We start from the raw sequence: 23,338 nt of genomic DNA on the forward strand, positions 1-23,338 counted from the left end.
GAAGGATGAAGTTGAAAAGGTTTGCGGTGTCAGAGTCGTGCGAATCGGGCATTGTCCCAAGTCGAAGCGTTGAAGTTGAGCCGGCCCGGCGCGATGCTGATTGCATCGTCGCCGGCTCGGGCCTGTGTCAGTCCCTGCATGGATGCCTGCTCGACGGGCACGCACACCAGGTCGAGCGATACCGCTCCCAAGACGTCTTCGGCGACGCCGCGGAAGTTGGCAGGATTGAACATCGGTGCAATGTAGTAAAACGCCGCGTATCCCAGCGGTTCCAGAAAACCGACCAGCTCGTCGCGGTTGCCTGTGGGCTTGCCGTTGGCGCAGTCGATCTCGAGATAGACGATCGGCCGCAGGCGGCGCAAGGTGTCGATGGCGCCTTCGAGCAAGGCCAGCTCATGGCCTTCGATGTCGGCCTTGATGAAGTCCAGCCGCTGCAGCGCTAACGCATCGATCGATTGCATGTCGACGCTCTCGGTGGAAGCTGCAGTCGATGCGCCGCGCAACGAGGCCTCGCCGAAATTGCCGGGCTGCGACGGATCCATCAACGGGAACAAGGCACTGCCGTTGGCGCCACCGATGGCTTTTTGAATCGCGTGCACATTCAGGCATTCGTTGAGCGCCATGTTCGCGCACAGCAACTGGTGCGTGTGGCGCGAGGCCTCGAATGCCAGTACTTTGCCGGACGCGCCCACGGCACGCGACAAAAACACCGTGTGCGTGCCGATGTTGGCGCCGGCCTCGATCACCGTGTCGCCTTTTCGGACGATCTGCCGGAACAAACTGATTTCTGCTTCGGACCACTCGCCGTAAATGGCGAGGCTGCGACCGACGAATTTGTCGTTGGTGTTGTAGACGAACCGGCCGTGCCGTGCGTCTGTCAGTTCGTAGATGCTCATGCTTTACCCCGGTGCCCGATCAGAGACCTTCGACCGCGATCATGCGCATCACCGCAGCACCGGCGCGGGCTTCACGGGCCTTCAGATATTCAGGCGTGTCGTAGAAAGCTTTGGCTTGCTCGAAAGTCGGAAACTTCAGCAGCACCACGCGGGTCGGTGCCCAGTCGCCTTCGAGTATCGCGATCTGACCACCGCGAATGCACACCTCGGCACCGCTCGCCTGCATGGCGGCGCTCGACCACTTTTTATACTCTTCGTATTGCGTCGGGTTCGTGACTTCGACGTGTGCAATGACGTAACCACTCATGCTTGAAACCTGTCTTCCAGATAGCCGTTTTTCTTGGTGACCGCATCGAGCGCCAGCAGCGTCTCGAGCAGCGCTTTCATGTGCTTCAAAGGCACCGCATTGGGACCATCGCTCAGCGCCTTGGCCGGGTCGGGGTGCGTTTCCATGAACACGCCGGCAACGCCGACCGCAATGGCCGCACGCGCCAGCACCGGGACCATCTCGCGCTGGCCGCCCGAGCTCGTGCCCTGGCCACCCGGCAACTGTACCGAGTGCGTGGCGTCGAACACCACAGGCGCCAGGGTCTCGCGCATGATCGCCAGCGATCGCATGTCCGACACCAGATTGTTGTAGCCGAAACTGGCGCCGCGTTCGCAAGCCATGAAGCTGTCTTCGTCGAGACCGATTTCTTTGGCCGCGGCGCGCGCCTTGTCGATGACGTTCTTCATGTCGTGCGGCGCGAGGAACTGACCCTTCTTGATGTTCACCGGCTTGCCCGACTGGGCGACTGCACGGATGAAGTCGGTCTGGCGGCACAGGAAGGCGGGCGTCTGCAACACGTCGACCACCTTGGCCGCTTCTACGATGTCTTCGTTGGTGTGCACGTCGGTCAGCACCGGCACGCCGAGGTCGCGCCTGACCTTGGCCAGAATTTCCAGCCCCTTGTCACGCCCCGGGCCGCGAAAGGTGGTGCCCGACGAACGGTTGGCCTTGTCGAAGCTGCTCTTGAAAATGAACGGAATACCGAGCGCCTGCGTGATTTCCTTCAGCGTCCCGGCGGTGTCCATCTGCAGCTGTTCCGACTCGATCACGCACGGACCCGCGATGAGAAAGAACGGCTTGTCGAGTCCGATGTCGAATCCGCAAAGCTTCATGACTGCACTTTCATGCGACGACCTTCATCAGCGGCTTGGTTCCCTGGCCCGCTGCCTGATGTTCCAGCGCTGCTTTGATGAACGCGTTGAACAGCGGATGGCCGCCCCACGGCGTCGATTTGAACTCGGGATGAAATTGCACGCCGATGAACCAGGGATGCACGTCTTGCGGCAACTCCACAATTTCGGTCAGGTGTTCGCGTTGCGTCAACGCAGAAATCACCAGCCCGGCGCGGCGCAGGTCGTCCAGGAAGTTGACGTTGGCTTCGTAGCGGTGCCGGTGGCGCTCGGTGACGACGTCGCCGTAGATGCTGTGGGCCAGTGTGTTCGGTGCGACGTCGGAGCTTTGCGCGCCCAGCCGCATCGTGCCGCCGAGATCGGATTTTTCATCGCGCGTCTTGACGGTACCGTCAGTGTCTTTCCACTCGGTGATGAGCGCGATGACGGGGCAGGGCGTACCGGGATCGAACTCGGTGCTGTTGGCGTTTTTGAGGCCGGCGACGTTGCGTGCGTATTCGATGGTCGCAACCTGCATGCCGAGGCAGATGCCGAGGTACGGCACCTTGGTTTCGCGGGCGAAGCGGGCCGCTGAAATCTTGCCCTCGACGCCGCGTTGACCGAAACCGCCTGGCACCAGGATGGCATCGTATTTGGCGAGGCGGGCGACGTCTTGCGGCGTGATGGTTTCGGAATCGATGTAGTCGATCTTCACGCGCGCATGGTTCTTCATGCCGGCATGCCGCAGCGCTTCGTTGAGCGATTTATAGCTGTCGGACAGTTCAACGTATTTGCCCACCATGGCAATGGTCACTTCGTGCTGCGGATGCTCGACTTCATAGACCAGATCGTCCCAACGTTTGAGCTTGGCAGGCGGCGTATTCAGGCGCAGCTTGTCGCAGATCAGGCCGTCCAGCCCTTGTTCGTGCAGCATGCGCGGCACCTTGTAGATGGTGTCGACGTCCCACATCGAAATGACACCCCACTCGGCGACGTTGGAGAACAGCGAGATCTTGGCGCGCTCGTCGTTGGGAATGGGCCGGTCGGCGCGGCAAATGAGCGCGTCGGCCTGGATGCCGATGGCGCGCAGTTCCTTGGCGGTGTGCTGCGTCGGCTTGGTCTTGAGTTCGCCGGCCGCGGCGATCCACGGCACATACGACAGATGAACGAAGGCTGTGTTGTTCGGACCCATGCGCAGACTCATCTGGCGCACCGCTTCGAGAAACGGCAGCGATTCGATGTCTCCCACGGTGCCGCCGATTTCGACGATGGCCACGTCGACTTCATGGGCGGTGCCGATGCCGGCGCCGCGTTTCACGTATTCCTGGATTTCGTTGGTGATGTGCGGGATCACCTGCACCGTTTTGCCGAGATAGTCGCCGCGGCGTTCTTTTTCAAGCACGCTCTTGTAGATCTGGCCCGTGGTGAAGTTATTGGCCTTGCGCATCCGCGTGTTGATGAAGCGCTCGTAGTGGCCGAGGTCGAGGTCGGTTTCGGCCCCGTCGTCGGTAACGAACACTTCGCCATGCTGAAAAGGCGACATCGTGCCGGGGTCGACATTGATGTACGGATCGAGCTTGATGAGGGTGACTTTAAGACCCCGCGATTCGAGAATCGCGGCGAGCGAGGCGGAGGCGATTCCCTTGCCGAGGGAAGACACCACACCACCAGTGACGAAGACAAATTTGGTCATGCCATTACCGGGCTTTGCGCCCGGGCAGTGGGAAATCGGAATTATAGGTGCGACCACTTGAGCAGCCACTTAAACTTCCCCGATGCACCCTATGCAGCACGTTACGCAAGATCTCTCCGGCAAGCACATCCTCCTTGGGCTCACGGGGGGTATCGCCTGCTATAAGTCGGCCGAACTCTGTCGTCTTTTCATCAAGGCCGGCGCCACGGTGCAGGTCGTCATGACCGAGGCCGCGGAGCAGTTCATTACGCCGGTCACGATGCAGGCGCTGTCGGGGCGCCCGGTTTACGGCTCGCAGTGGGACGCTCGCGAGCCCAACGCCATGCCGCACATCAACCTGAGCCGCGAGGCCGACGCCATCGTGCTGGCGCCGGCCAGCGCCGATTTCATCGCGCGGCTGGTGCAAGGCCGCTCGGACGAACTGCTGAGCTTGCTGTGCCTCGCGCGCCCGGCCGAGCGCGTTCCCTTGCTTCTGGCGCCCGCCATGAATCGGGAGATGTGGTCGCATCCGGCCACGCAGCGCAACCTGATGCAGGTGGCAGCCGACGGCGCGCATGTGCTCGGCGTGGGCAGCGGCTGGCAGGCATGCGGCGAAACCGGTGATGGCCGCATGCTGGAGTCGGCGCAATTGCTCGACGACGTCACCGCATTCTTCCAGCCGAAGTTGCTTGCGGGTCAGCATGTACTGGTGACGGCCGGGCCGACTTTCGAAGCGCTCGACCCCATCCGCGGCATCACCAACCATTCGTCCGGGAAGATGGGTTTCTCCATTGCCCGTGCGGCACGCGACGCCGGGGCGGAGGTCACGCTTGTGGCAGGCCCGGTCCACTTGCCGACGCCGCGTGGCGTCGCCCGCATCGACGTCACTTCGGCTGCTGAAATGCTGGATGCAACCTTGATGGCGGCACCGCGTGCCACGGTATTCATCGCGACCGCCGCAGTGGCCGATTGGCGCCCTGCAGCCCACAGCGCGCACAAGATCAAGAAGGACGGCTCCGGCCAGCCGCCGGTGCTGCATTTCGTCGAGAACACCGACATCCTGCTGACCGTTGCACAGAGCGCAAGAGCGCAAAGCGGCAAGTTGTTTTGCGTCGGCTTTGCGGCCGAAAGCGAGAACCTGGTGGAACATGCCAAGGCCAAGCGGGAGCGCAAGGGCATTCCACTGCTGGTCGGCAATATCGGACCGTTGACTTTTGGGCAAGACGACAACGCCTTGCTGCTGGTCGACGCCAATGGCCTGCGCGAACTGCCGCGCGCACCCAAGCTCGCGTTGGCGCGTGAGCTCGTGACTGAAATAGCCGCGCGCCTGCCGGGCTGGAGTGCACCATGAATCCTGAATGGAACACGCCGCCGAATGGCGACTTCGCGAGCTATGTGGAGCGGCTCACGGCCCAATCCGCCCTGCCCAAGCGGCAACACCAGGAGGGCGAGCACGGGCTCGATGTCGGCATGACGCCGCACTCCGAGCCGCATGGCGCCGGGGCGGCGGGAAGCGCCGCAGCGACGGCCGCCGCGGCAGCGCAGCGGCGCATGTCATCGAACGCCGATGTGCCGGCTGGCGTCGGCACATCGCCAACCGGCGCGATGGTGGCCAAGATCGCGAGCGCTGTCGGCTTCTTCGCGTTGTTGCTGATGTGGCAGGCAGGCGTGCCGATCCCGTTGCTGTTGGCGCTGCTTGCAGGCGCCCTCTGGATCGCCTTCAAGCTGCGTGGTCTCAAGCTGCCGCAGAACGCGGCGCAGTGGCAAAAGATGCTGCAGGACGCGGCGCTCAAGCAGCAGCAGGCGGGCAAGCAAAGCCAGCAACAGGGGAACAGCAAGTGAAGGTCGATGTTCGCATTCTCGATTCGCGCATGGCCGATGCGCTGCCCACTTACGCCACGCCCGGCAGTGCGGGACTCGACCTTCGGGCCTGCCTCGATGAGCCCATCACGCTGGAACCCAACGCCTGGCAACTTGTCGGGACGGGCATTGCTATCCACTTGGCCGACGCGGGTTACGCGGCGCTGATTCTTCCGCGCTCCGGGCTCGGTCACAAACATGGCATCGTGCTCGGCAACCTTGTCGGCTTGATCGACAGCGACTACCAGGGTGAGCTGAAAATCAGCGCCTGGAACCGAAGCGAAACACCGTTCGTATTGCAGCCGATGGAGCGCCTGGCGCAGCTGGTGATCGTGCCGGTGATACAGGCGCAATTCAACGTCGTCGCCGACTTCACTGCAACGCAGCGAGGTGTAGGTGGTTACGGCTCGACGGGCAAGCACTGACCGCCAGCTGACGTTTAGTGGGCTGCGGCGCGGGTGTAGGCGCGGTCCTGCGAGACCGCGCTTCGCGCGCTCACACGTAAAGACTGGAACCGCGGTCGCGTTGTGCGCTCTGAAGTTTCAAGATGTATTCGGAGGTCAGCGCGGTACGTCGCTGACGCGTTGAATATCTGTCAAGTTGTCGCGCCACAGCGCGTTTTTGAGGAGTCAGACCATGAAAACCAATTTACGTTTCCTGTCGGTGGGTGCTTCGGTGCTTGCATTGGCCACGCTCACTGCTTGCGTAGCACCTGCGCCGGTCTACCAGACCAATCGCTATCCGTACCAAGCGCCGCCGCAGCCCTATGCGGCAGTGCCAGCGCCTTACGTAGAGTACGGCCGTGTTGCCAACATCGAAGTGCTGCGCAGCCAGACCAGTGGCACCGGGACCAGTGGCGGCGGTGCAGTAGCCGGTGGTGTCGTAGGTGGTGTCCTGGGCAACCAGATCGGGCGCGGTAATGGGCGCACTGCAGCAACGGTCCTGGGCGTCGTTGGCGGCGCCCTGCTGGGCAACGGCATAGAGGCCAATAACAATGGCCCGCGTGCTTACGAAAGCTACCGCGTGTCGGTCCAGACCGAAAATGGCGGCTACCGTGCTTTCGATGTGAGCAGTCCGGGCGACCTGCGTATCGGCGACCGCGTGCGCATCGACAATGGGCAGATATCGCGCTACTGATTCAGAACGCCTTTCGCCACTGGCGAATCGAAAAAGCCGGGCATGCCCGGCTTTTTTGCGGATGAAGATTCGTCAGTGCAGCAAGTCGCTGCCTGGCGCCGTGGGAGACAGCTTGAAAAAGCTTGTGCCGGCCGTACCTCGGCCGACCTCGTCTTCCGTCGCCTCGCGCACCGATCGCACGGAGATGTCGAGCCTGAGCGCGATGCCGGCAAGGGGGTGGTTGCCGTCTAGCACCACATGCTCCGGATACACCTCGGTGACGACGTAGATCGCAGCCTTCGGAATCCCATCGCTCACGCCCGCCGGCAGGGCGGCGCCGTCGAAGGTCATGCCTTCTTCGATTTCCTTGGGGAACAGCGCACGCGGCTCCAGAAAAAGAAGCTGGTCGTTGAAGTCGCCGAAAGCCTGTTCAGGCTCCAGCTGAAGTTGCACCTTGGCGCCGGGCTCATGGCCCTGCAGCGCCTGCTCGATGGCGTCGAACAGATCGTCGCCACCCACCAAAAACTCCACCGGATCGTCGAGCACGTCGAGCACTTCACCCAGCGTGTCTTTCATGGTCCAGGTAAGCCCGACCACACATTGTTCAGAGATTTCCATTGCAGAATTCTCCCATGGAGACAACACAACCCTTGCCGCTGCTCGGCGGACTCACCGCGCAGCAATTCATGCGACGCCACTGGCAGAAGAAGCCGCTGCTCGTGCGCCAGGCCATTCCCGGCTTTCATCCCCCGGTCGATCGCGATGCGCTCTTTGCGCTGGCGAGCCAGGACGACGTCGAATCGCGCCTCATTCGGCATGCGGCCGGTGGTTGGAAACTGCGCCACGGTCCCTTCGGCAAACGCAGTCTGCCTCCGCGCGCGCAGCCGGGCTGGACGCTCCTGGTGCAAGGCGTCGACCTGCACCGCGACGCTGCTCATGAGTTGATGCAGTCGTTCCGTTTCCTGCCCGATGCGAGGCTCGACGACTTGATGATCAGCTATGCCAGCGACACCGGTGGCGTCGGCGCGCATTTCGACAGTTACGACGTGTTTTTGCTGCAGGCGAGCGGCCAGCGGCGCTGGTCGATAGGACGCCAGCGCGATCTCTCGCTGCAAGAAAACGTGCCGCTCAAGATCCTGCAGAACTTCGAGCCCGAGACAACGTTCGTGCTGGACGCCGGCGACATGCTGTATCTGCCGCCGCGCTATGCGCACGATGGCGTGGCGGTTGGCGGCGATTGCATGACCTACTCGATCGGCCTCAGGGCGCCTGCTGCGGCTGGCCTCGGTGCCGACCTGCTGGCGCGCATCGCCGAGGCCAGCGCCGACGAACTGGAAGACGCGCCGGCCCACTCGCAAATCCACTATCGCGATCCGTCGCAGTCTGCAGTCGATACGCCTGCTGCCGTGCCTGCCGCGCTTCAGGCTTTTGCGCGCGCGGCAGTGCAACGCGCACTTCTCGATGTCGACGCCATCGACCGCGCGCTCGGCGAATCGATGACCGAGCCGAAGGCCAACGTGTGGTTCGACGCGGGTGCGGTGCCGAGCGATATGCAATCGGTGGCGCTCGACCGTCGCACGCGCATGCTTTACGACGCGCGGCATCTCTACATCAACGGCGAGAGCTTCCGCGCAGGTGGCCGCGACGCGACCTTGATGCGTCGGCTGGCCGATCGACGCACGCTCGAAACCAGAGACCTGGCGCGTGCCAGTGACGATGCCTTGGCGCTCCTCGGCGACTGGTGCGAAGCGGGGTGGTTGCATGCCAGCTGATCTGGCTGATTCGCCTAAGTTGCCTCCGTTGCCTGAGGGCGCCTTCGACGGCCGCGAAGCCTTCGAGTCCAGCCTGCGTCTTGCGCTCGACGCCGCGGCCGCGCAGGGCTGGCGTGAGATCGTGTTGAGCGATCCCGATTTCAGCGATTGGCCACTGGGCGATCGATCGACCGTCGCGGCGCTACAGGCGTGGTCGGCTTCCGGCCGAAGCTGCGTGGTACTTGCCAAAAACTTCGACGTGTTCGCGCGCCATCACGCGCGTTTTGTGCAATGGCGCCAGACCTGGAGCCACATCATCGAATGCCGTATTTGCAATGCGGCGGGCGCGCCGGCGGTACCCAGTGCCATCTGGACGCCGACGTGGTTTCTGCAACGTATCGACATCGACAAGGGGCGGGGAGTGTGCGGTCGGGATCGCGAGCGACGCGGCGGCTTAAGAGAACTTTTGGACGAATGTTTACGTCAGGGCAGGCCCGGCTTTCCGGCATCGGCGCTGGGCCTGTAAGGCAATGGCCTGAATTGGTGCATCGACATCTTTTCGAAAGGTTGCGGCACTAGAATTTTATCTTAGACAATTGCTTCCATCGTCGCTTTAAAAAAAGGAATCTCATGAATAAGTCAGTTCTGATCGCCGCCTTGATGGCCGCCGCCGCTCTCACCGCCTGCAGTAAAAAAGAAGATGCTGCTCCCGTAGTCGTGATCCCCGCACCGGTCGTGGTGACCCCACCTGCGGCACCTGCGGCACCTGCGGCGACGCCGGCACCCGACGCGACCGCGACACCTGCACCGGCTGCTTCGGCACCTGCGGACACGTCCACGATGACGCCCGCCGATCCAACCAAGCCGACTGATCCTGCCGCACCTAAGTGATGCATTCATGTGGCACCACGTTGCCGCCTGAATAAAAAAGCCGCCTTCGAAGGCGGCTTTTTTTATGGTTGAAGGGGCGTAGCCGCTCCGTCAGACGTCGAGCCAGCCACTGCCCTCAACCGCAGTCGCCGTGAGCATCTCGTGCTCTTGGGCGCCGAGCGCTTCGGCCAGCACACGTCGCACGATGTCGGGCCGGTTGTTCTGCTCGCTCAGATGCGCCGCCAAGACATGACGCAAGCCATCGTGATGAACAGCGCGTGCGATGGCGGCCGCTGCGGCGTTCGAAAGGTGGCCGTAGTTGCCGCCCACGCGATGCTTCAGAAACGGCGGATAGGCCGAGCCCGCCAGCAAGTCGCTGTCGTGATTGAACTCGAGCAGCATTGCATGCAGACCGATGAGCCGCTGCATCACATGCGGCGTTGCATGGCCCAGATCAGTCAGCACGCCAAGGTGCCGGGCGCCATCGCTGCAGCGCAATTGGAGCGGTTCCTTGGCATCGTGCGGCACGGTGAACGGCTGCACATGGATCTCGCCGATCGCGATGTCGTTGCCATCCAGCGCGAAGTGCAGGCGACCTTCGAAATCGCGCGCGCCGGTGGCGAGCCATGTGCCTTCGCTCATCCAGACGGGGATGCGGTTGCGCCGCGACAATGCATGAGCGCAACCGATATGGTCGCCATGCTCGTGCGTGATGAACACGCCGTCGATGTCGGCAGCAGCGAGACCGGCGCGGGCCAGCCGTGCGTCGAGGTGCCTCAGCGCAAAGCCGCAGTCGACGAGCAGACGAGAGGTCCGCCCCGCACTGGTCGCCTCGACCAGCGTGGCGTTGCCGGTGCTCCCGCTGCCGAGACTGCGGAAACGCAGCATCGCCTCGCGCCTTACTTCAAATCGTCGGCAATAACCTGAACGATGCGTTGCGCATTCGCCGAGGTTTCAGGCGCACCGGCGTCGTTCATGACCGACACCGTGCTGGCTTCGCCCTGGCCCTTGACCAGAATGCGGAACTTGAGCGGTGCGTCGGCCTTGCCTGCCTGGCCGAAAGTAATGATCTTTGCGAAGAAGCCGGGTTCTTTGTTGGCGTTCGGTGGCACGTAGCGCACGAAGTAGATACCGGCGCTGCGATCCCGGTCTTCCACGGTGAAGCCGGTGCGATCGAGCGCCAGGCCGACACGACGCCATGCGCGCTCGAAGCCTTCGTTGATCTGGACCGTCGGTTGACCCGCGACCGACACGATGCGTGCGGTTTGTGCCGGCGCAGCCGTCGCGGCGAGCAGCTTCGATTGCTCTTGTGTCACACCGAGCTTCACCATCAGGCGTCGCAGGAATTCGGTTTCGAGTTCAGGATCGACCGGGCGTGTCTGCCACACAGTCTGGTCCTGGCGCTGGTTGTTATAGACCTCGACCATGCCGCGGTGCGAGACAAAGATTTCGGTGCCGGTGGGGGTGCGCTCCAGGCGCGTGCGGAAGCGATCGAGTTCGCCGGTCGAGTAGACCGAATCGACCAGCTTGCCGAGGGCGCCACGGATGATGTCCTGCGGCAGCTTGGCGCGGTTTTCTGCCCAGTCGGTTTCCATGATGCCGACGTTGCGCTGCTCAGTGGTCAGCAAAAATCCGCTCTCCTGCCAGAAGTCCTTGACCGGGTCCCAAAGCTGTTCAGGCGTGCGGTTGACTACGATCCAGCGCTGCGTGCCCGAGCGCTCCATGCGCACGTCGCCGATGGCGTTGACCGAAGTCGGCAGGCCCGGTGCGTTGGCCATGCCGGTCTGATACGAGTTGGCAGAAACCGCGCCGCCTGGAACCGCGTAGCGGTTTTCGCGCGAGAGCTGTGACAGGTCGGGCGGCACCGAGAGGCTGGGCGCCTTGCCGGCGCTCTTGTAGTCGATCTTGTCGCTTTCGAGCACGGAGCAGGCCGCGAGACTGGCCACCAGGGCCAGCAGTGCAAAGCGCGTAAAAAAGTTCTTCAACGTGGTCTTCCTTGTTGGAATGTTTCGATCAAATCGATGGGTCGCAGCGACCACAGCTTCAGAGCAGGTTCCGGCCAAAAGGTTGCCGGCGACTTCGATCTGCGGGAGTAAAGATGAATTCAGTCCTTGAGCAGGCCGGTCGCGCGCAATGCGCTTTCGACTGCCGGGCGACTGGCCTCGTCGAGCTCGGTCAGCGGCAGACGCAGCGCGCCACCACACAAACCGAGTCGCGCCATCGCCCACTTCACAGGAATCGGATTGGGCTCGACGAACAGGTTGCGATGCAGCGGCATCAGCTCGAATTGCAGCTGCATCGCACGCTTGACGTCGCCGGCGATCGCCGCCACGCAAAGCTCGTGCATCTTGCGCGGTGCCAGGTTGGCAGTGACGCTGATGTTGCCTTGACCGCCGCACAGCATGAGTGCCACTGCGGTCGGGTCGTCGCCGGAATACACGGCAAAGCTTTTTGGCAGATCGCGAATCAGCCACTGGGCGCGCTCGATGTTGCCGGTGGCTTCCTTGATGCCGATGATGCCCGGCACCTGAGCGAGCCGAAGCACGGTGTCGTGCGCCATATCGGCGACGGAGCGGCCAGGTACGTTGTAGAGCACAACGGGCAAATCGCCGACGGCTTCGGCGATGGCCCTGAAATGCCGGTACTGGCCTTCTTGTGTCGGCTTGTTGTAGTAAGGAACGACCTGCAGTTGCGAATCGGCGCCAACGCCTCGGGCGAACTTGGCGAGCTCGATGGCTTCTTTGGTCGAATTGGCGCCGCAGCCAGCCATGACAGGCACGCGGCCTTTGGCTTGCTCGACCGATACACGAATGATTTCGCAGTGCTCTTCGACGTCGACCGTCGGCGATTCGCCGGTGGTGCCGACCACGCCGAGGCAATCCGTGCCTTCGTCGATGTGCCAGTCGATGATGCGACGCAGTGCGGGGTAATCGACACTGCCGTCGTCGTGCATCGGCGTAACGAGCGCGACGATGCTGCCTGTCAGTTGCTCCAAGGGGCTCTCTTTGTCGGTTGGACGAAAACCGGCATTCTACTTAAGGCCTAGCCGGTTCCCCGAGCAGGTGCCGTAGTGGGATTCCCGACCCGTCCAGCCGCACGGCCGCGATGCGTTGAACAAATCGCGGCGGCGTCGACTCGTAGCCATGCTCGTAGGCCACGACGCGCAGTCCGGCGCAGGCCGCGATCAGTTCGCCCGGCTGCAGCAAAAAGTCGGGCCGCGACGGCTTGCCGATCGTTTCGTTGCCGGCCGCGAAGGTCTCGTACAGAAGCACGCCGCCGGGAGCGACAGCCGCAACGATGTCGGGCAGCCGGGGTCGCCAGAGGTAGTTGGTGACGACGACCACGTCGAAGTTTTCTCCGGCGAAGGGCCACGGTCCGGCTTCGATGTCTGCCTGCAGGGCGCGGCCCCAGCGTGCTGCCGATGCGACGGCGTCGGGTGCGCGGTCCACGCCTGTCACTGCATGGCCGCGATCCGCAAACCACCGCAGATGCCGGCCCGCGCCGCATGCCACGTCCAACACGCGGCCGCCTGCAGGGACAAGGTGCGACCAACGCACGATCCACGCGGACGGCTGTGACATCGCGCTATCGATGGCGTTCGGCGCCGTGCTCAAAAGCATGCCCAAAGCTGATCGATCAACGTCACCATGAACGCCGGCCGTGCATAGAGCATGAACACGGCGCCCAGCGCGACCAGTGCGATCGCCCAGGCCAGAGCGGTAATGAGACGAGGATGCTGCAAGCGTTTCATGCAGTTCAGGCGAGCTGCGGCATCGGCCGCGCGATGGCGTTTTCCTTGACCGGCAAATTGATCAGCGCAGCGAACACCCCCAGCGCGATCGCGATGTACCAGACGACGTCGTAGCTGCCGGTGCGGTCGTACAGAAAACCACCCAGCCAGACGCCGAGGAACGAGCCGACCTGATGGCCCAGAAACACGAAGCCGCTCAGCATCGACAAGTGCGTCACGCCAAAGATTTGCGCCACCAGCGCATTGGTCACCGGCACCGTCGACAGCCACAAAAAGCCGATGACGGCAGCGAAGACGTAGACAGACAGTGGTGACACCGGCACGAGCAAGAACAGCGTTATCGCGATGGCCCTGCCGAAGTAGATGGCCGCCAGGATCTTCCGCTTGGCCAGCTTCTGGCCGAGCGAACCGGCGACGTAAGTGCCAAACACATTGAAGAGCCCGATGAGAGCGAGCGAATAACTTGCTACCTCGGGCGACAGACCTTTGTCGCGCAGATAGCTCGGCATGTGCACGCCGATGAACACCACCTGGAAGCCGCACACGAAGTACCCCGCCATCAGCAGGCCGAAGCTCGGATAACGAAAAGCTTCCATCACCGCCTGCGCGATGGTTTGCTCCCGGTGTCCGGCGACAACCATGCGTGCCGGTTCGCGCAAGCCGAAGGCCAGCGGCACGACCAGCAGCACCAGCGCGGCCAGCACCAGCAGCGCCGTATGCCAGCCGAGTTGCGCGATGAGTTGCCCTTCGATCGGCACCATCAAAAACTGTCCGAACGAACCGGCCGCTGCGGCTACGCCCATCGCCCAGGAGCGGCGCTCGGCCGGAATCTGCCGCCCGATGACGCCGTAGATCACCGCGTAGGTGGTGCCGGCCTGCGCTGCGCCGATCAGCACCCCGGCGGTCATCGCGAACAGCAGCGGCGTGGGCGAGAGCGCCATACCGGCCAGCCCGGCCGCGTAGAGGACCGCGCCGATCAGCAGCACCCTGAAGGCGCCCAGCTTGTCGGCCAGCATGCCGGCGAAAACACCGATCACGCCCCACGAGAGGTTCTGGATCGCGATGGCGAGCGAAAAGGTCTGGCGCGTCCATCCCTGTTCCTGAGTGATCGGCTGCAACCAAAGGCCGAAGCCGTGGCGAATGCCCATGGAGAGCGTGACGATCATGGCGCCGCACAACAGGACCTGGAACATCGAGAGGGGGCGGGCGGTGGCATTCATCCGGAAAATGTAGCCGCAAGCGCAAGGTCGACATCTGTATGTCCATCCAGCTTTACGTGAGTGGACGCATACAATCCGCGGCCATGGCTACCCCAGTTTCATCCGCTTCCTCCAGCAAGTCCACGCCGCCCGCCTACTCAGAAGGCTCCATCCGCGTCCTGAAAGGCCTCGAGCCCGTCAAGCAGCGGCCGGGCATGTACACCCGCACCGACAACCCGCTGCACATCATTCAGGAAGTGCTCGACAACGCAGCCGACGAGGCACTCGCGGGCCATGGCAAGAAGATCAAGGTCACGATGCACGCCGATGGCTCGGTCGGCATCGAAGACGATGGCCGCGGCATTCCGTTCGGCATGCACCCGGAAGAAAAAGCGCCGGTGGTCGAGCTGGTGTTCACGCGGCTGCATGCCGGCGGCAAGTTCGACAAGGGATCGGGCGGCGCTTACAGCTTTTCCGGTGGCCTGCACGGCGTGGGCGTGTCGGTGACCAATGCCCTGTCGACGCGGCTCGAAGTGAGCTCGCATCGCGAAGGCTCGTCGGCGCGGCTGACCTTCAGCGCCGGCGACGTGATCGAGCCGCTGGTCATCCGTCCGCTCGAGGCCGGCGAGCGCCGCCAGGGAACCAGCGTGCGCGCGTGGCCCGACGCCAAGTATTTCGAGACAGCTGTGCTGCCGATGGCCGAGCTGACGCACCTGTTGCGCAGCAAGGCGGTGCTGATGCCGGGCGTCACCGTGACGCTGGTCATCGAAAAGACCAAGGAGACCCAGCAGTGGCTCTACAAGGGCGGCCTGCGCGACTACCTGATGCAGAGCCTGCACGGCGACCCGGTCATTCCGTTGTTCGAAGGCGCCGGTCATGCCGACAAAAACGCCGATAACTTCGCCGAAGGCGAGGGGGCCGAATGGTGCGTGGCCTTCACCGAAGACGGCGCTCCGGTGCGCGAGAGCTACGTCAACCTGATTCCCACCAGCGCCGGCGGCACGCATGAAAGCGGACTGCGCGACGGGCTGTTCACCGCGGTGAAGGGATTCATCGAGCTGCATTCGCTGCTGCCAAAGGGCGTCAAGCTGCTGCCCGAAGACGTGTTCGCGCGTGCCTCCTATGTGCTGAGCGCCAAGGTGCTCGATCCGCAATTCCAGGGTCAGATCAAGGAACGGCTCAACTCGCGTGACGCGGTGCGGCTGGTGTCGAGCTTCGTGCGGCCCGCGCTGGAACTGTGGCTCAACCAGCATGTCGACTATGGCAAAAGATTGGCCGAATTGGCGATCAAGGCCGCGCAGTCGCGCCAGAAGGCGGGCCAGAAAGTCGAGAAGCGCAAGGGCTCCGGCGTCGCGGTTCTGCCCGGCAAGCTGACCGATTGCGAGAGCAAGGACATCAGCCACAACGAAGTTTTTCTGGTCGAGGGCGACTCGGCCGGTGGCAGCGCCAAGATGGGCCGCGACAAGGAATCGCAAGCCATCCTGCCGTTGCGCGGCAAGGTGTTGAACACCTGGGAAGTGGAGCGCGACCGGCTCTTCGCCAACAACGAAATTCACGATATCTCGGTCGCCATCGGCGTCGATCCGCACGGACCCGACGACACGCCGGACATGAGCGGCCTGCGCTACGGCAAGGTTTGCATCCTGAGCGATGCCGACGTCGATGGTTCGCACATTCAGGTGCTGCTGCTGACGCTTTTCTTTCGTCATTTTCCGAAGCTCATCGACGCCGGTCACGTGTACGTCGCCAAGCCGCCGCTGTTTCGCGTCGATGCGCCGGCGCGTTCCAAGAAGCCGGCTTCGAAGGTCTATGCGCTGGACGAAGGCGAGTTGGTTGCCATCCTCGACAAGCTGCGCAAGGACGGCGTGCGCGAAGGCGCCTGGAGCATCAGCCGCTTCAAGGGGCTGGGCGAAATGAACGCCGAACAGCTATGGGAAACCACGCTCAACCCGGACACGCGGCGCCTGATGCAGGTGCGGCTGGGGCGGCTCAGCTTCGCCGACACACAGGGCGAGATCACCAAGCTGATGGGCAAGGGCGAGGCCGCCGCCAGACGCGAGCTGATGGAGTTGCGGGCCGATGACGTCGAGATCGACGTTTAGCTTTCGGACCGCGGCAGTCGCTCTGCTGTTGGCGCTGGGCCAGCACGCCGCGATGGCGGCCGACATCTTCGGCTACATCGACGAAAAGGGCGTGGCGCATTTCGCGGCCGAGAAGCTCGACTCGCGCTACCAGATCTTCTTCAAGGGCGGCCAGAGTTTCGACACGGCCAATGGCCTGGGCCGGCGCGGCAGGCCGGATGCGTCGAGCGGCATGGTGCCTCCCGCTTCGCAAACGTTGATCGCGCTGTTCGAGGCATCGCCGACTTACAAGACCGCGAAGACCGCCTTGCGCGACGCGTCGCAGCGCCACGCAATCGACTACGAGCTGCTGCAGGCGTTGATCGCGGCCGAGTCGGGTTTCGATGCGCAAGCGGTCTCGCCGAAGGGCGCCATCGGCCTCATGCAATTGATGCCCGCGACCGCGCAGCGGTACGGTGTGCAATCCGACAAGAAGAGCAGCGTCGAGACCAAGCTGTTCGATCCGCGGGTGAACATCGCGGCCGGCTCGCGTTATCTGCGCGATTTGATCTCGATGTTCCCGGGCGAGCTCGACCTGGCCATCGCGGCCTACAACGCGGGCGAGGGCGCGGTGCAGCGTGCCGGCAACAAGATTCCCAATTACAAGGAGACGCAGAATTACGTGAAGACGGTGCTGCAGCTCTATGCTTATCTGAAGCCGGATGCCGGCGCCACGTACGGCGCTCGTGGCGGCAAAGTGCCCGGTCGGGTGCGCATGGAAATCGGCGGGGCGCTGGGACGCGGCAACATGCCGCCCTCGCAACGCGCGCAGATGCCGACCATGCCCTACGCGCCGCAAACGTCGGCCGAGCCTTCGACGTCTTTGGCTTTGCCTTCGTCTGTCCCTTCGCCTTCTCTGCCCCGTGCGGCCTTGCCCATGACCCTGCCGCCGACCTCGCCCTACATGCCCGAGGTGCCCGTGACGGCACCGCCGGCCACCCAGTAACCTTTTTTTCTTCGAACCGACTGTGACGATGGACTCCCAACCTCCGCTCGACCTCACGAGCCCGCCTGATAGCGATGGCGACGGCACCACGCTGACCCTGGCCGACTACGCCCAGACCGCCTACCTCGAATACGCGCTCAGCGTGGTCAAGGGCCGCGCGCTGCCCGATGTGTCCGATGGCCAGAAGCCGGTGCAGCGGCGCATCCTCTATTCGATGTCCCGCATGGGGCTCGGTTTCGGCGGCACGAATGGGGCAGTGGGCGCAAAACCGGTCAAGTGCGCGCGTGTGGTGGGCGACGTGCTCGGCCGCTTTCATCCGCACAGCGACCAGGCCGCCTACGACGCGCTGGTGCGCATGGCGCAAAATTTCTCGCAGCGCTATCCGCTGGTCGACGGCCAGGGCAACTTCGGCAGCCGCGACGGCGACGGCGCCGCGGCCATGCGCTACACCGAGGCACGGTTGGCGCGCATCACCAGCCTGTTGCTCGACGAGATCGACGAAGGCACGGTCGACTTCATCCCCAACTACGACGGCAGCACGGAAGAGCCGCGCCTGCTGCCCGCACGCCTGCCGTTCACGCTGCTCAACGGAGCGAGCGGCATCGCGGTCGGCCTGGCCACCGAGATCCCGAGCCACAACCTGCGCGAGATCGCCGACGCCTGCGTGGCGCTCATCAAGACGAACGGCAAGCTGAGCGAAGAAGAGTTGCTGGCGATCGTGCCTGGCCCCGACTACCCAGGTGGCGCGCAGATCATCAGCCCCGCCAGCGACATCGCCGAGGCGTACCGCACCGGCCGCGGCTCGCTCAAGGTCCGCGCGCGCTGGAAGATCGAAGAGCTGGCGCGCGGCCAGTGGCAGCTGGTCGTCAATGAGCTGCCGCCCGGCGTCAGTACGCAGAAGGTGCTCGAGGAAATCGAGGAGCTCACCAATCCGAAGATCAAGGCCGGCAAGAAAGCGCTGAGCGCCGACCAGACGCAGCTCAAGGCCGCGTTGCTGTCGGTGCTGGACGTGGTGCGCGACGAGTCGAACAAGGACGCGGCGGTCCGACTGGTGTTCGAGCCCAAGACGTCACGCATCAGCCAGGAAGATTTCGTGACCACGCTGCTGGCGCAGACGTCGCTGGAAACCTCGTCGTCGATCAACATGACGATGGTCGGCATCGATGGCAAGCCGACGCAGAAGTCGCTCAGGCAGATGCTCAACGAGTGGATCGCCTTCCGCGAGATCACCGTCGAGAAGCGCTCGCGCCATCGCCTGAGCAAGGTACTGGACCGCATCCACATTCTCGAAGGCCGGCAGCTGGTGCTGCTGAACATCGACGAAGTGATCGCGATCATTCGCGCAGCCGACGACCCGAAAGCGGCGTTGATCGCGCGCTTCGCCCTGAGCGAGCGTCAGGCCGAGGACATCCTCGAAATCCGCTTGCGTCAGCTGGCGCGGCTCGAAGCGATAAAGATCGAGCAGGAGCTCAAGGGCCTGAAGGAAGAGCAGAAAAAGCTCGACGACATTCTTGGCAGCCCGACTGCATTGCGTCGCTTGCTGGTGAAAGAAATCGAAGCCGACGCCAAGCTATTCGAAGACCCGCGCCGCACTTTGATCCAGGCCGAAAAACGTGCCATTGCCGAGGTGAAGGTGATCGATGAGCCGGTTACCGTGATCGTGTCGCAGAAGGGCTGGGTCCGCGCGCAGAAGGGCTGGGCCAGCGAGAAGGTGGTCGCGGGCACGACGCCTGCGGAGTACGCATTCAAGTCCGGTGATGCGCTCTACGCCGTCTTCGAATGCCGAACGGTCGACACGCTGCTCGTGTTCGGCACGGCCAAGGAGAAAGGCGTCCGCGTCTACACCGTGGCGGTGGCATCGCTGCCCGGCGGCCGCGGCGACGGACAACCCGTGACGACGCTGATCGAGCTCGACAGCGGCACCCAGGTCGCGCACTATTTCGCGGGCCCGGCCAGCGCCAGCCTGTTGCTCGCCAACACCGGCGGCTATGGCTTCATCGCGACGGTGGACAACATGATGTCGCGCCAGCGCGGCGGCAAGGCCTTCTTCGACGTCGGCGAGGGTGAGCAGCTCTGCCGTCCTTCGCTGGTGCACATCGGCGAAAAAAGCGCCCTTGGGGGCGAAGCGATACCCGCCGCCACGCACGTGGCCTGCGCATCGACCGGCGGACGCATCCTGACCTTCGAGATCGCCGAGATGAAAAGCCTGCCGAAGGGCGGCCGCGGACTGACCCTCATCGACCTCGAAGCCAAAGACACGCTGGCCGGTGCGGCCGCCTACACGCGCAGCGTAAAAATCGAAGGCATCGGCCGCGGCGGCAAGGAACGCGACGAGACCCTGGAGATTCGTACCCTCAACAATGCGCGCAGCAGCCGTGGCCGCAAGGGCAAGGCGGCGGACCTCGGCTTCAAGCCGACCAGCGTCGTCCGCGTCTTATAAGCACGGCAAGAAAGAAACGGCCATGGAATTCGGCGTCGTCGGCATCTCGTTTTTTCTGGTGGCGTGCATCGGCAGCTTCGCGCTGTCGCGTTGGCTCAGCAAGCGCCGTCGTGCAGACCGGCGCAACCGCGAGCGCCTCGCCAGCGAGGCGGTGCAGAGTCGCCAGGTTCGTCGCGCGCGGCAACGGCGCGGCGGCTAGCAACCGCGCGGTTGGCTGGCAAAGTCGCAGTCGGCAGAGCCGCCGACATGTCAGGCGTCTGAGGCGTCTCAGGCGGACATCAGCGGTCCGTTGCCGCCGGTCATAGGTGCGTCTACCGCCGACATGCCAGCCGCGATCACAGCCATCAGCGTGTCGCCGAAGCCGCCGCGCGCGCGGGCATTCCGACGCGCACTGGTGCTCACGCGCGGGGCCGCGCTCCACGCGATGCGGGCACCCGCAGCCTGTAGCGCTTCGACCAGCGCCACGTCTTCGCTGCACGCCAGCGGCCTGAAGCCACCCACGCGGCGGTACGCTTCGGCCGACACGCCCAGGTTGGCCCCGTGAATATGGCGGTGCCCGTCGGCGTCCGTGTAGGTGCGGGCGAAATGGTCGCGAATGAACTCACTGTGAGCGCCGTGTGCGCTCCAGTCGTCGATGCCGATCGAGCCGCACACTGCGTCCGCCTCCTGCGCCAGTTGCTTCACCAGCCAGTCGGGCGAAACGATGGTGTCTGCATCGGTAAAAGCGAGCCATCGCGCGCCGTCCTCCATCATCCGGCTGGCACCGGCCGCGCGTGCCATGCCGACGTTGCGGACAGACAGCGGCAAGGTCGTGACATCGTGCGCTGCGCCGTAGGTTTCGACGATGGCGCCGGTGGCGTCGTCGCAGCTGTCGAGCACCACCATCACGCGCACCGGCTCGCAGTTCAGTGCCGGATGAGTGGCCGCCTGCGTCACGGCGGCCAGCGTGGCGCCGATGTGCTCGGCCTCGTTGTGTGCGGGGATGACGATACCAATCATCGAATGCCTTCCAGTTGTGCCACCGAACGGCTGTCGCGGGACCACACCCGCAACAGGAAATCGTCTTCGTCGTGGCGCACGCATTGCGGGAGGCCGATGTCGGCCAGCGCGGCGTGCACCGCTTCCGTGGAAAGAGCGCGCTCCGAAAAGTCGGGCCGCCAATCGCACGCGACAAGCACCCCTTCTGCAGAGAGCGATGCGGCGCAGCAACGCGCCACACGGTGCATGGCCGCGGCGTCGAGAAAGTAGCCGACTTCGCTCAACACGATGAGGTCGAAGGGCGCGTCGGCAGCAGGCCAGTCGCGCGGCAGCACGTGTTTGTCGACGCGCACGTTGTCGAGCGCTTCGGTGCGCTCGCGTGCGGCTGTCACGGCGTTGTCGGAGAAGTCGCTTGCCAGCACATGGTCGCAGCGCGAGGCGAGTTCGACCGTCAGCTCGGCCGCCCCGCAGCCAGGCTCGTAGGCGAGGCCGTAGCGTGGGTGCGGCAACGCGGCCATCAGCACGGCCCGCTTGCGCTGCTCGTACCAGCGCGTGCGCAACGCGTACGGGTCGGCGCTGTGGCCGTACATCGCGTCGAAGTACGCGGTCTTGTCGGTCATGGGGGCAGGCGCGGTCATTCGAAGACCACCTCGAACGGGCGCGCCGCGCGTGCGACCGTCGTGCTGCGAAGGATCGGTCCGGCTCCGGTCGACGCGTCGGGCAAGAGCTGGCTGCTGAAGGCCTGCACGGCATGGCGCTTGCGCTCGGCAGCGTCGGCATCGAGCACGATGCGGCGCGCCCGACTCCAGGGGAGACGCGTGTCGGCGGGCTTGGCCCAATGCCACGCCCACACCGGCACTTCGATGAGGCGTGCACCGCTGTGCAGCGATGCCACGGAACAGGCATCGCCGGTGGCTTCATGGTCCGGATGGCCGTCGCGGCGCCAGGTGGTGAAGAGCACGTCGTCGGCCGTGAGCAGCGGCGCAAGCCGTTCAGCGAGCAAATCGCGATAGCCCTCGATCTGGCCATCGGGCAGGCCGAGTCGCACGGGCTCGGTAGCGATGCCGAGCCGATGCAATGCGATTCGGCTTTCATGCGGCCGTTCGCGCACCAGCCGTTCTACCGGCCATTCGGTAGAGCCGACATGGCTCGCAGTGCCGTCGGTGACGGCGACGATCAACACGGGTGTGCCGAGCCGGGCGAGCTGCGCGAGCAGCCCGCCGACCGCCAGGATTTCGTCGTCCGGATGCGGCGCCACCACCACTGCACGTGCGCCGTGCGGCACCATCTCGCTGGCCGTCAGGGCGGGCAGTTGCGTCAGGCGCGGCCAGCCCAGCCACTCGGCTTCAGTGGTGCCGACGCCTTCGATGGCGCGGTCGTTTGGCACGGAGATCAGAGCATCCATGACGCGGCTTTCGATTCCAGCGCCAGCGCGCCGAGCGAGGCCAGATCGCGCTCAGCGTGGCTTTGTCGCAGGAACACCGGCAAGTCGGCCATGGCGCGGGCGAAGCGAGCGTCGCGGCACAGCGGCCCGGCGCCGAGTGCGCGGCCCGCGTGGTGGATCACTTCTTCGGCGGCATGCTCGACCACCAGCCGCGCACGCATGGCGACGGCCTGTGCATCGGCATCGCGATGCGTGTCGATCCACTCCGCCGATTCCCGCAGTACCGCCGCGGCACCTGCCAGCGCCACATCGATGGCGCCGAGGTGCGCCAGCTGGTGCGGTGCCTTGCTGCCACCTGAACGCTCGTGCACGGTTCGGGCAATGCCCCAGGCGCCGCCGTACCAGCACGCAGCGATGCCGGCGCCGCCATGCCAAAAGCCGGTACGTCGCGTGTAGTCACCGGGCTGGCCGAGTTGCGTGGCATGCGCGCCATCGAAGCGGACATCGACGCTCGCGCTGCCCGCCATGCCGACGGCGTGCCAGCCTTGTTCTGTCACCGTGACGCCCGGTTGCTGCAGGGACACCGCAGCGAGGCAGGGCTCGCCGGCAGCGTTCCATCCGCTGACGACGGCGTGCGTGACGCTTGCCGCACCGGAGCACCACGCCTTGGTTCCGTGAAGGCGCAGAGTCGGAGAAGCGGCATCCGTCGGGGACAGCGACGAAGCCGAAGTCGCGGGGGATCGTGAAGAGCTACCGTGCGCTTCGAAAGCGACGCGAGCGTCCGGTGGCTCGGCACACCAGGTCGCCCACAGTGAGCCGTCCGGCGCGTCGCCTCCGAGTTCCGCCAGGATGGCGAGCGCATCGGTGTGACCTTCGAACAGCTTGACCAGAGAGAGATCGTGCGCCGCGACCGCCGCGAGTGCTCGCCACCGCTTCAACGTTTCGCCCGCGCCCGGCAGGGGCAGCCGATCTGCGCCAGCTTCGACCAGCGCTGCCAGCGTCAGATCGTGGCCATATTGCTTTTGCAGGCGCTCGAATAGATCGTCGGTCACGGGAGCAAGCATGGGGTGGTCCCTCGGTCTCTTTGTTGTCTGGTTGTCGTGTTGCGCAGCGGAGTGAGCTTTGAGTTGCCCGCGAAGTGGGAGGACCGTACGTGTGCGTTCGAACGCGTCCCGTCGGCGCAGCGCGCCGCCGTTT

At 64.3% G+C, this 23,338-nt stretch carries 26 protein-coding genes; 11 read left to right on the forward strand and 15 right to left on the reverse strand.

Features of this window, described 5'->3' with window-relative positions; translation table 11 throughout:
• Positions 1-29: 29 nt before the first annotated feature.
• The 4 genes from RCH10_RS20180 to RCH10_RS20195 are packed head-to-tail and all read right to left on the reverse strand — an operon-like array spanning position 30 to position 3,747.
• Positions 30-896: an FkbM family methyltransferase gene (locus tag RCH10_RS20180; RefSeq protein WP_409053768.1), complete on the reverse strand. Its 867-nt coding sequence runs from the start codon at positions 894-896 to the stop codon at positions 30-32.
• A 19-nt stretch (positions 897-915) separates the two neighbouring features.
• A complete protein-coding gene (locus RCH10_RS20185) occupies positions 916-1,203 on the reverse strand; it encodes a DUF1330 domain-containing protein (RefSeq protein ID WP_409053769.1) in 288 nt (95 codons plus the stop codon).
• The gene (kdsA, locus tag RCH10_RS20190; RefSeq protein WP_323496159.1) at positions 1,200-2,057 is read right to left on the reverse strand and encodes a 3-deoxy-8-phosphooctulonate synthase; all 858 of its coding nucleotides are present in this window, start codon (positions 2,055-2,057) and stop codon (positions 1,200-1,202) included. The genes RCH10_RS20185 and kdsA overlap by 4 nt, the downstream gene beginning before the upstream one ends.
• A gap of 10 nt (positions 2,058-2,067) precedes the next feature.
• Positions 2,068-3,747, reverse strand: coding sequence for a CTP synthase (locus RCH10_RS20195; protein WP_187051397.1), 1,680 nt, complete (start codon positions 3,745-3,747; stop codon positions 2,068-2,070).
• Between the two features lie 91 nt (positions 3,748-3,838).
• Here RCH10_RS20195 and coaBC point away from each other — a divergent pair, with 91 nt between their 5' ends.
• The 4 genes from coaBC to RCH10_RS20215 all read left to right on the forward strand — a co-directional run bounded on the left by coaBC (position 3,839) and on the right by RCH10_RS20215 (position 6,723).
• Positions 3,839-5,077: a bifunctional phosphopantothenoylcysteine decarboxylase/phosphopantothenate--cysteine ligase CoaBC gene (coaBC, locus tag RCH10_RS20200; protein ID WP_409053770.1), complete on the forward strand. Its 1,239-nt coding sequence runs from the start codon at positions 3,839-3,841 to the stop codon at positions 5,075-5,077.
• Positions 5,074-5,568, forward strand: a complete 495-nt coding sequence (locus RCH10_RS20205) for a hypothetical protein (RefSeq protein WP_409053771.1) — start codon at positions 5,074-5,076, stop codon at positions 5,566-5,568. Before coaBC ends, RCH10_RS20205 begins: the two co-directional genes overlap by 4 nt.
• Complete coding sequence (dut, locus tag RCH10_RS20210; RefSeq protein WP_323496156.1) at positions 5,565-6,011, forward strand: dUTP diphosphatase; 447 nt, start codon at positions 5,565-5,567, stop codon at positions 6,009-6,011. Before RCH10_RS20205 ends, dut begins: the two co-directional genes overlap by 4 nt.
• A 211-nt stretch (positions 6,012-6,222) precedes the next feature.
• Positions 6,223-6,723: a glycine zipper 2TM domain-containing protein gene (locus RCH10_RS20215; protein WP_409053772.1), complete on the forward strand. Its 501-nt coding sequence runs from the start codon at positions 6,223-6,225 to the stop codon at positions 6,721-6,723.
• 72 nt (positions 6,724-6,795) lie between these two features.
• Here the strand turns inward: RCH10_RS20215 and RCH10_RS20220 are convergent, their stop codons facing one another.
• Positions 6,796-7,320 (reverse strand): peptidylprolyl isomerase, encoded by a 525-nt coding sequence (locus tag RCH10_RS20220; protein WP_409053773.1) that lies wholly within the window; start codon positions 7,318-7,320, stop codon positions 6,796-6,798.
• A gap of 14 nt (positions 7,321-7,334) precedes the next feature.
• On the opposite strand from RCH10_RS20220, the gene RCH10_RS20225 reads away from it, so the two are divergent.
• The 3 genes from RCH10_RS20225 (at position 7,335) to RCH10_RS20235 (ending at position 9,344) form a co-directional block, all read left to right on the forward strand.
• Positions 7,335-8,474, forward strand: coding sequence for a JmjC domain-containing protein (locus tag RCH10_RS20225; RefSeq protein WP_409053774.1), 1,140 nt, complete (start codon positions 7,335-7,337; stop codon positions 8,472-8,474).
• A complete protein-coding gene (locus RCH10_RS20230) occupies positions 8,464-8,979 on the forward strand; it encodes a hypothetical protein (RefSeq protein WP_409053775.1) in 516 nt (171 codons plus the stop codon). The genes RCH10_RS20225 and RCH10_RS20230 overlap by 11 nt, the downstream gene beginning before the upstream one ends.
• A 104-nt stretch (positions 8,980-9,083) precedes the next feature.
• A complete protein-coding gene (locus RCH10_RS20235) occupies positions 9,084-9,344 on the forward strand; it encodes a hypothetical protein (protein WP_409053776.1) in 261 nt (86 codons plus the stop codon).
• A gap of 90 nt (positions 9,345-9,434) precedes the next feature.
• Here RCH10_RS20235 and RCH10_RS20240 read toward each other — a convergent pair whose 3' ends face one another.
• The 6 genes from RCH10_RS20240 to RCH10_RS20265 form a co-directional block, all read right to left on the reverse strand.
• Positions 9,435-10,211: an MBL fold metallo-hydrolase gene (locus RCH10_RS20240; protein WP_409053777.1), complete on the reverse strand. Its 777-nt coding sequence runs from the start codon at positions 10,209-10,211 to the stop codon at positions 9,435-9,437.
• An 11-nt stretch (positions 10,212-10,222) separates the two neighbouring features.
• The gene (gene bamC, locus RCH10_RS20245) at positions 10,223-11,308 is read right to left on the reverse strand and encodes an outer membrane protein assembly factor BamC (RefSeq protein ID WP_323496150.1); all 1,086 of its coding nucleotides are present in this window, start codon (positions 11,306-11,308) and stop codon (positions 10,223-10,225) included.
• Positions 11,309-11,427: 119 nt separating this feature from the next.
• Positions 11,428-12,318, reverse strand: coding sequence for a 4-hydroxy-tetrahydrodipicolinate synthase (gene dapA / locus RCH10_RS20250; RefSeq protein ID WP_323496149.1), 891 nt, complete (start codon positions 12,316-12,318; stop codon positions 11,428-11,430).
• Between the two features lie 40 nt (positions 12,319-12,358).
• Entirely contained in the window at positions 12,359-12,904 is a 546-nt protein-coding gene (locus RCH10_RS20255; protein WP_409053778.1) for a class I SAM-dependent methyltransferase, read from the reverse strand.
• 29 nt (positions 12,905-12,933) lie between these two features.
• Positions 12,934-13,074: a hypothetical protein gene (locus RCH10_RS20260; RefSeq protein ID WP_323496147.1), complete on the reverse strand. Its 141-nt coding sequence runs from the start codon at positions 13,072-13,074 to the stop codon at positions 12,934-12,936.
• Between the two features lie 5 nt (positions 13,075-13,079).
• Positions 13,080-14,294 (reverse strand): MFS transporter, encoded by a 1,215-nt coding sequence (locus RCH10_RS20265; protein WP_409053779.1) that lies wholly within the window; start codon positions 14,292-14,294, stop codon positions 13,080-13,082.
• An 83-nt stretch (positions 14,295-14,377) separates the two neighbouring features.
• Between RCH10_RS20265 and RCH10_RS20270 the strand changes: the two genes are divergently transcribed.
• From RCH10_RS20270 to RCH10_RS20285, 4 genes are read left to right on the forward strand one after another with little or no spacing between them, the layout of a single operon-like run.
• The gene (locus RCH10_RS20270) at positions 14,378-16,375 is read left to right on the forward strand and encodes a DNA topoisomerase IV subunit B (RefSeq protein ID WP_409053780.1); all 1,998 of its coding nucleotides are present in this window, start codon (positions 14,378-14,380) and stop codon (positions 16,373-16,375) included.
• Entirely contained in the window at positions 16,353-17,339 is a 987-nt protein-coding gene (locus RCH10_RS20275) for a lytic transglycosylase domain-containing protein (protein WP_409053781.1), read from the forward strand. Before RCH10_RS20270 ends, RCH10_RS20275 begins: the two co-directional genes overlap by 23 nt.
• 28 nt (positions 17,340-17,367) lie before the next feature.
• Entirely contained in the window at positions 17,368-19,779 is a 2,412-nt protein-coding gene (gene parC, locus RCH10_RS20280; protein WP_409053782.1) for a DNA topoisomerase IV subunit A, read from the forward strand.
• A 22-nt stretch (positions 19,780-19,801) separates the two neighbouring features.
• A complete protein-coding gene (locus tag RCH10_RS20285; RefSeq protein WP_323496142.1) occupies positions 19,802-19,978 on the forward strand; it encodes a hypothetical protein in 177 nt (58 codons plus the stop codon).
• Between the two features lie 68 nt (positions 19,979-20,046).
• On the opposite strand, the gene RCH10_RS20290 is transcribed toward RCH10_RS20285, so the two are convergent.
• The 4 genes from RCH10_RS20290 to RCH10_RS20305 are packed head-to-tail and all read right to left on the reverse strand — an operon-like array spanning position 20,047 to position 23,205.
• The gene (locus tag RCH10_RS20290) at positions 20,047-20,778 is read right to left on the reverse strand and encodes a glycosyltransferase (RefSeq protein ID WP_409053783.1); all 732 of its coding nucleotides are present in this window, start codon (positions 20,776-20,778) and stop codon (positions 20,047-20,049) included.
• On the reverse strand, positions 20,775-21,377 hold the full coding sequence (locus RCH10_RS20295; protein ID WP_323501872.1) for a class I SAM-dependent methyltransferase: 603 nt from the start codon (positions 21,375-21,377) through the stop codon (positions 20,775-20,777). The genes RCH10_RS20290 and RCH10_RS20295 overlap by 4 nt, the downstream gene beginning before the upstream one ends.
• A gap of 14 nt (positions 21,378-21,391) precedes the next feature.
• Complete coding sequence (locus RCH10_RS20300) at positions 21,392-22,162, reverse strand: PIG-L deacetylase family protein (RefSeq protein ID WP_409053784.1); 771 nt, start codon at positions 22,160-22,162, stop codon at positions 21,392-21,394.
• On the reverse strand, positions 22,150-23,205 hold the full coding sequence (locus RCH10_RS20305) for an acyl-CoA dehydrogenase (protein WP_409053785.1): 1,056 nt from the start codon (positions 23,203-23,205) through the stop codon (positions 22,150-22,152). Before RCH10_RS20305 ends, RCH10_RS20300 begins: the two co-directional genes overlap by 13 nt.
• Positions 23,206-23,338: the final 133 nt, after the last annotated feature.

It is taken from the genome of Variovorax sp. GrIS 2.14 (assembly GCF_046115955.1).
In the GTDB taxonomy this organism is placed as follows: Bacteria; Pseudomonadota; Gammaproteobacteria; order Burkholderiales; family Burkholderiaceae_C; genus Variovorax.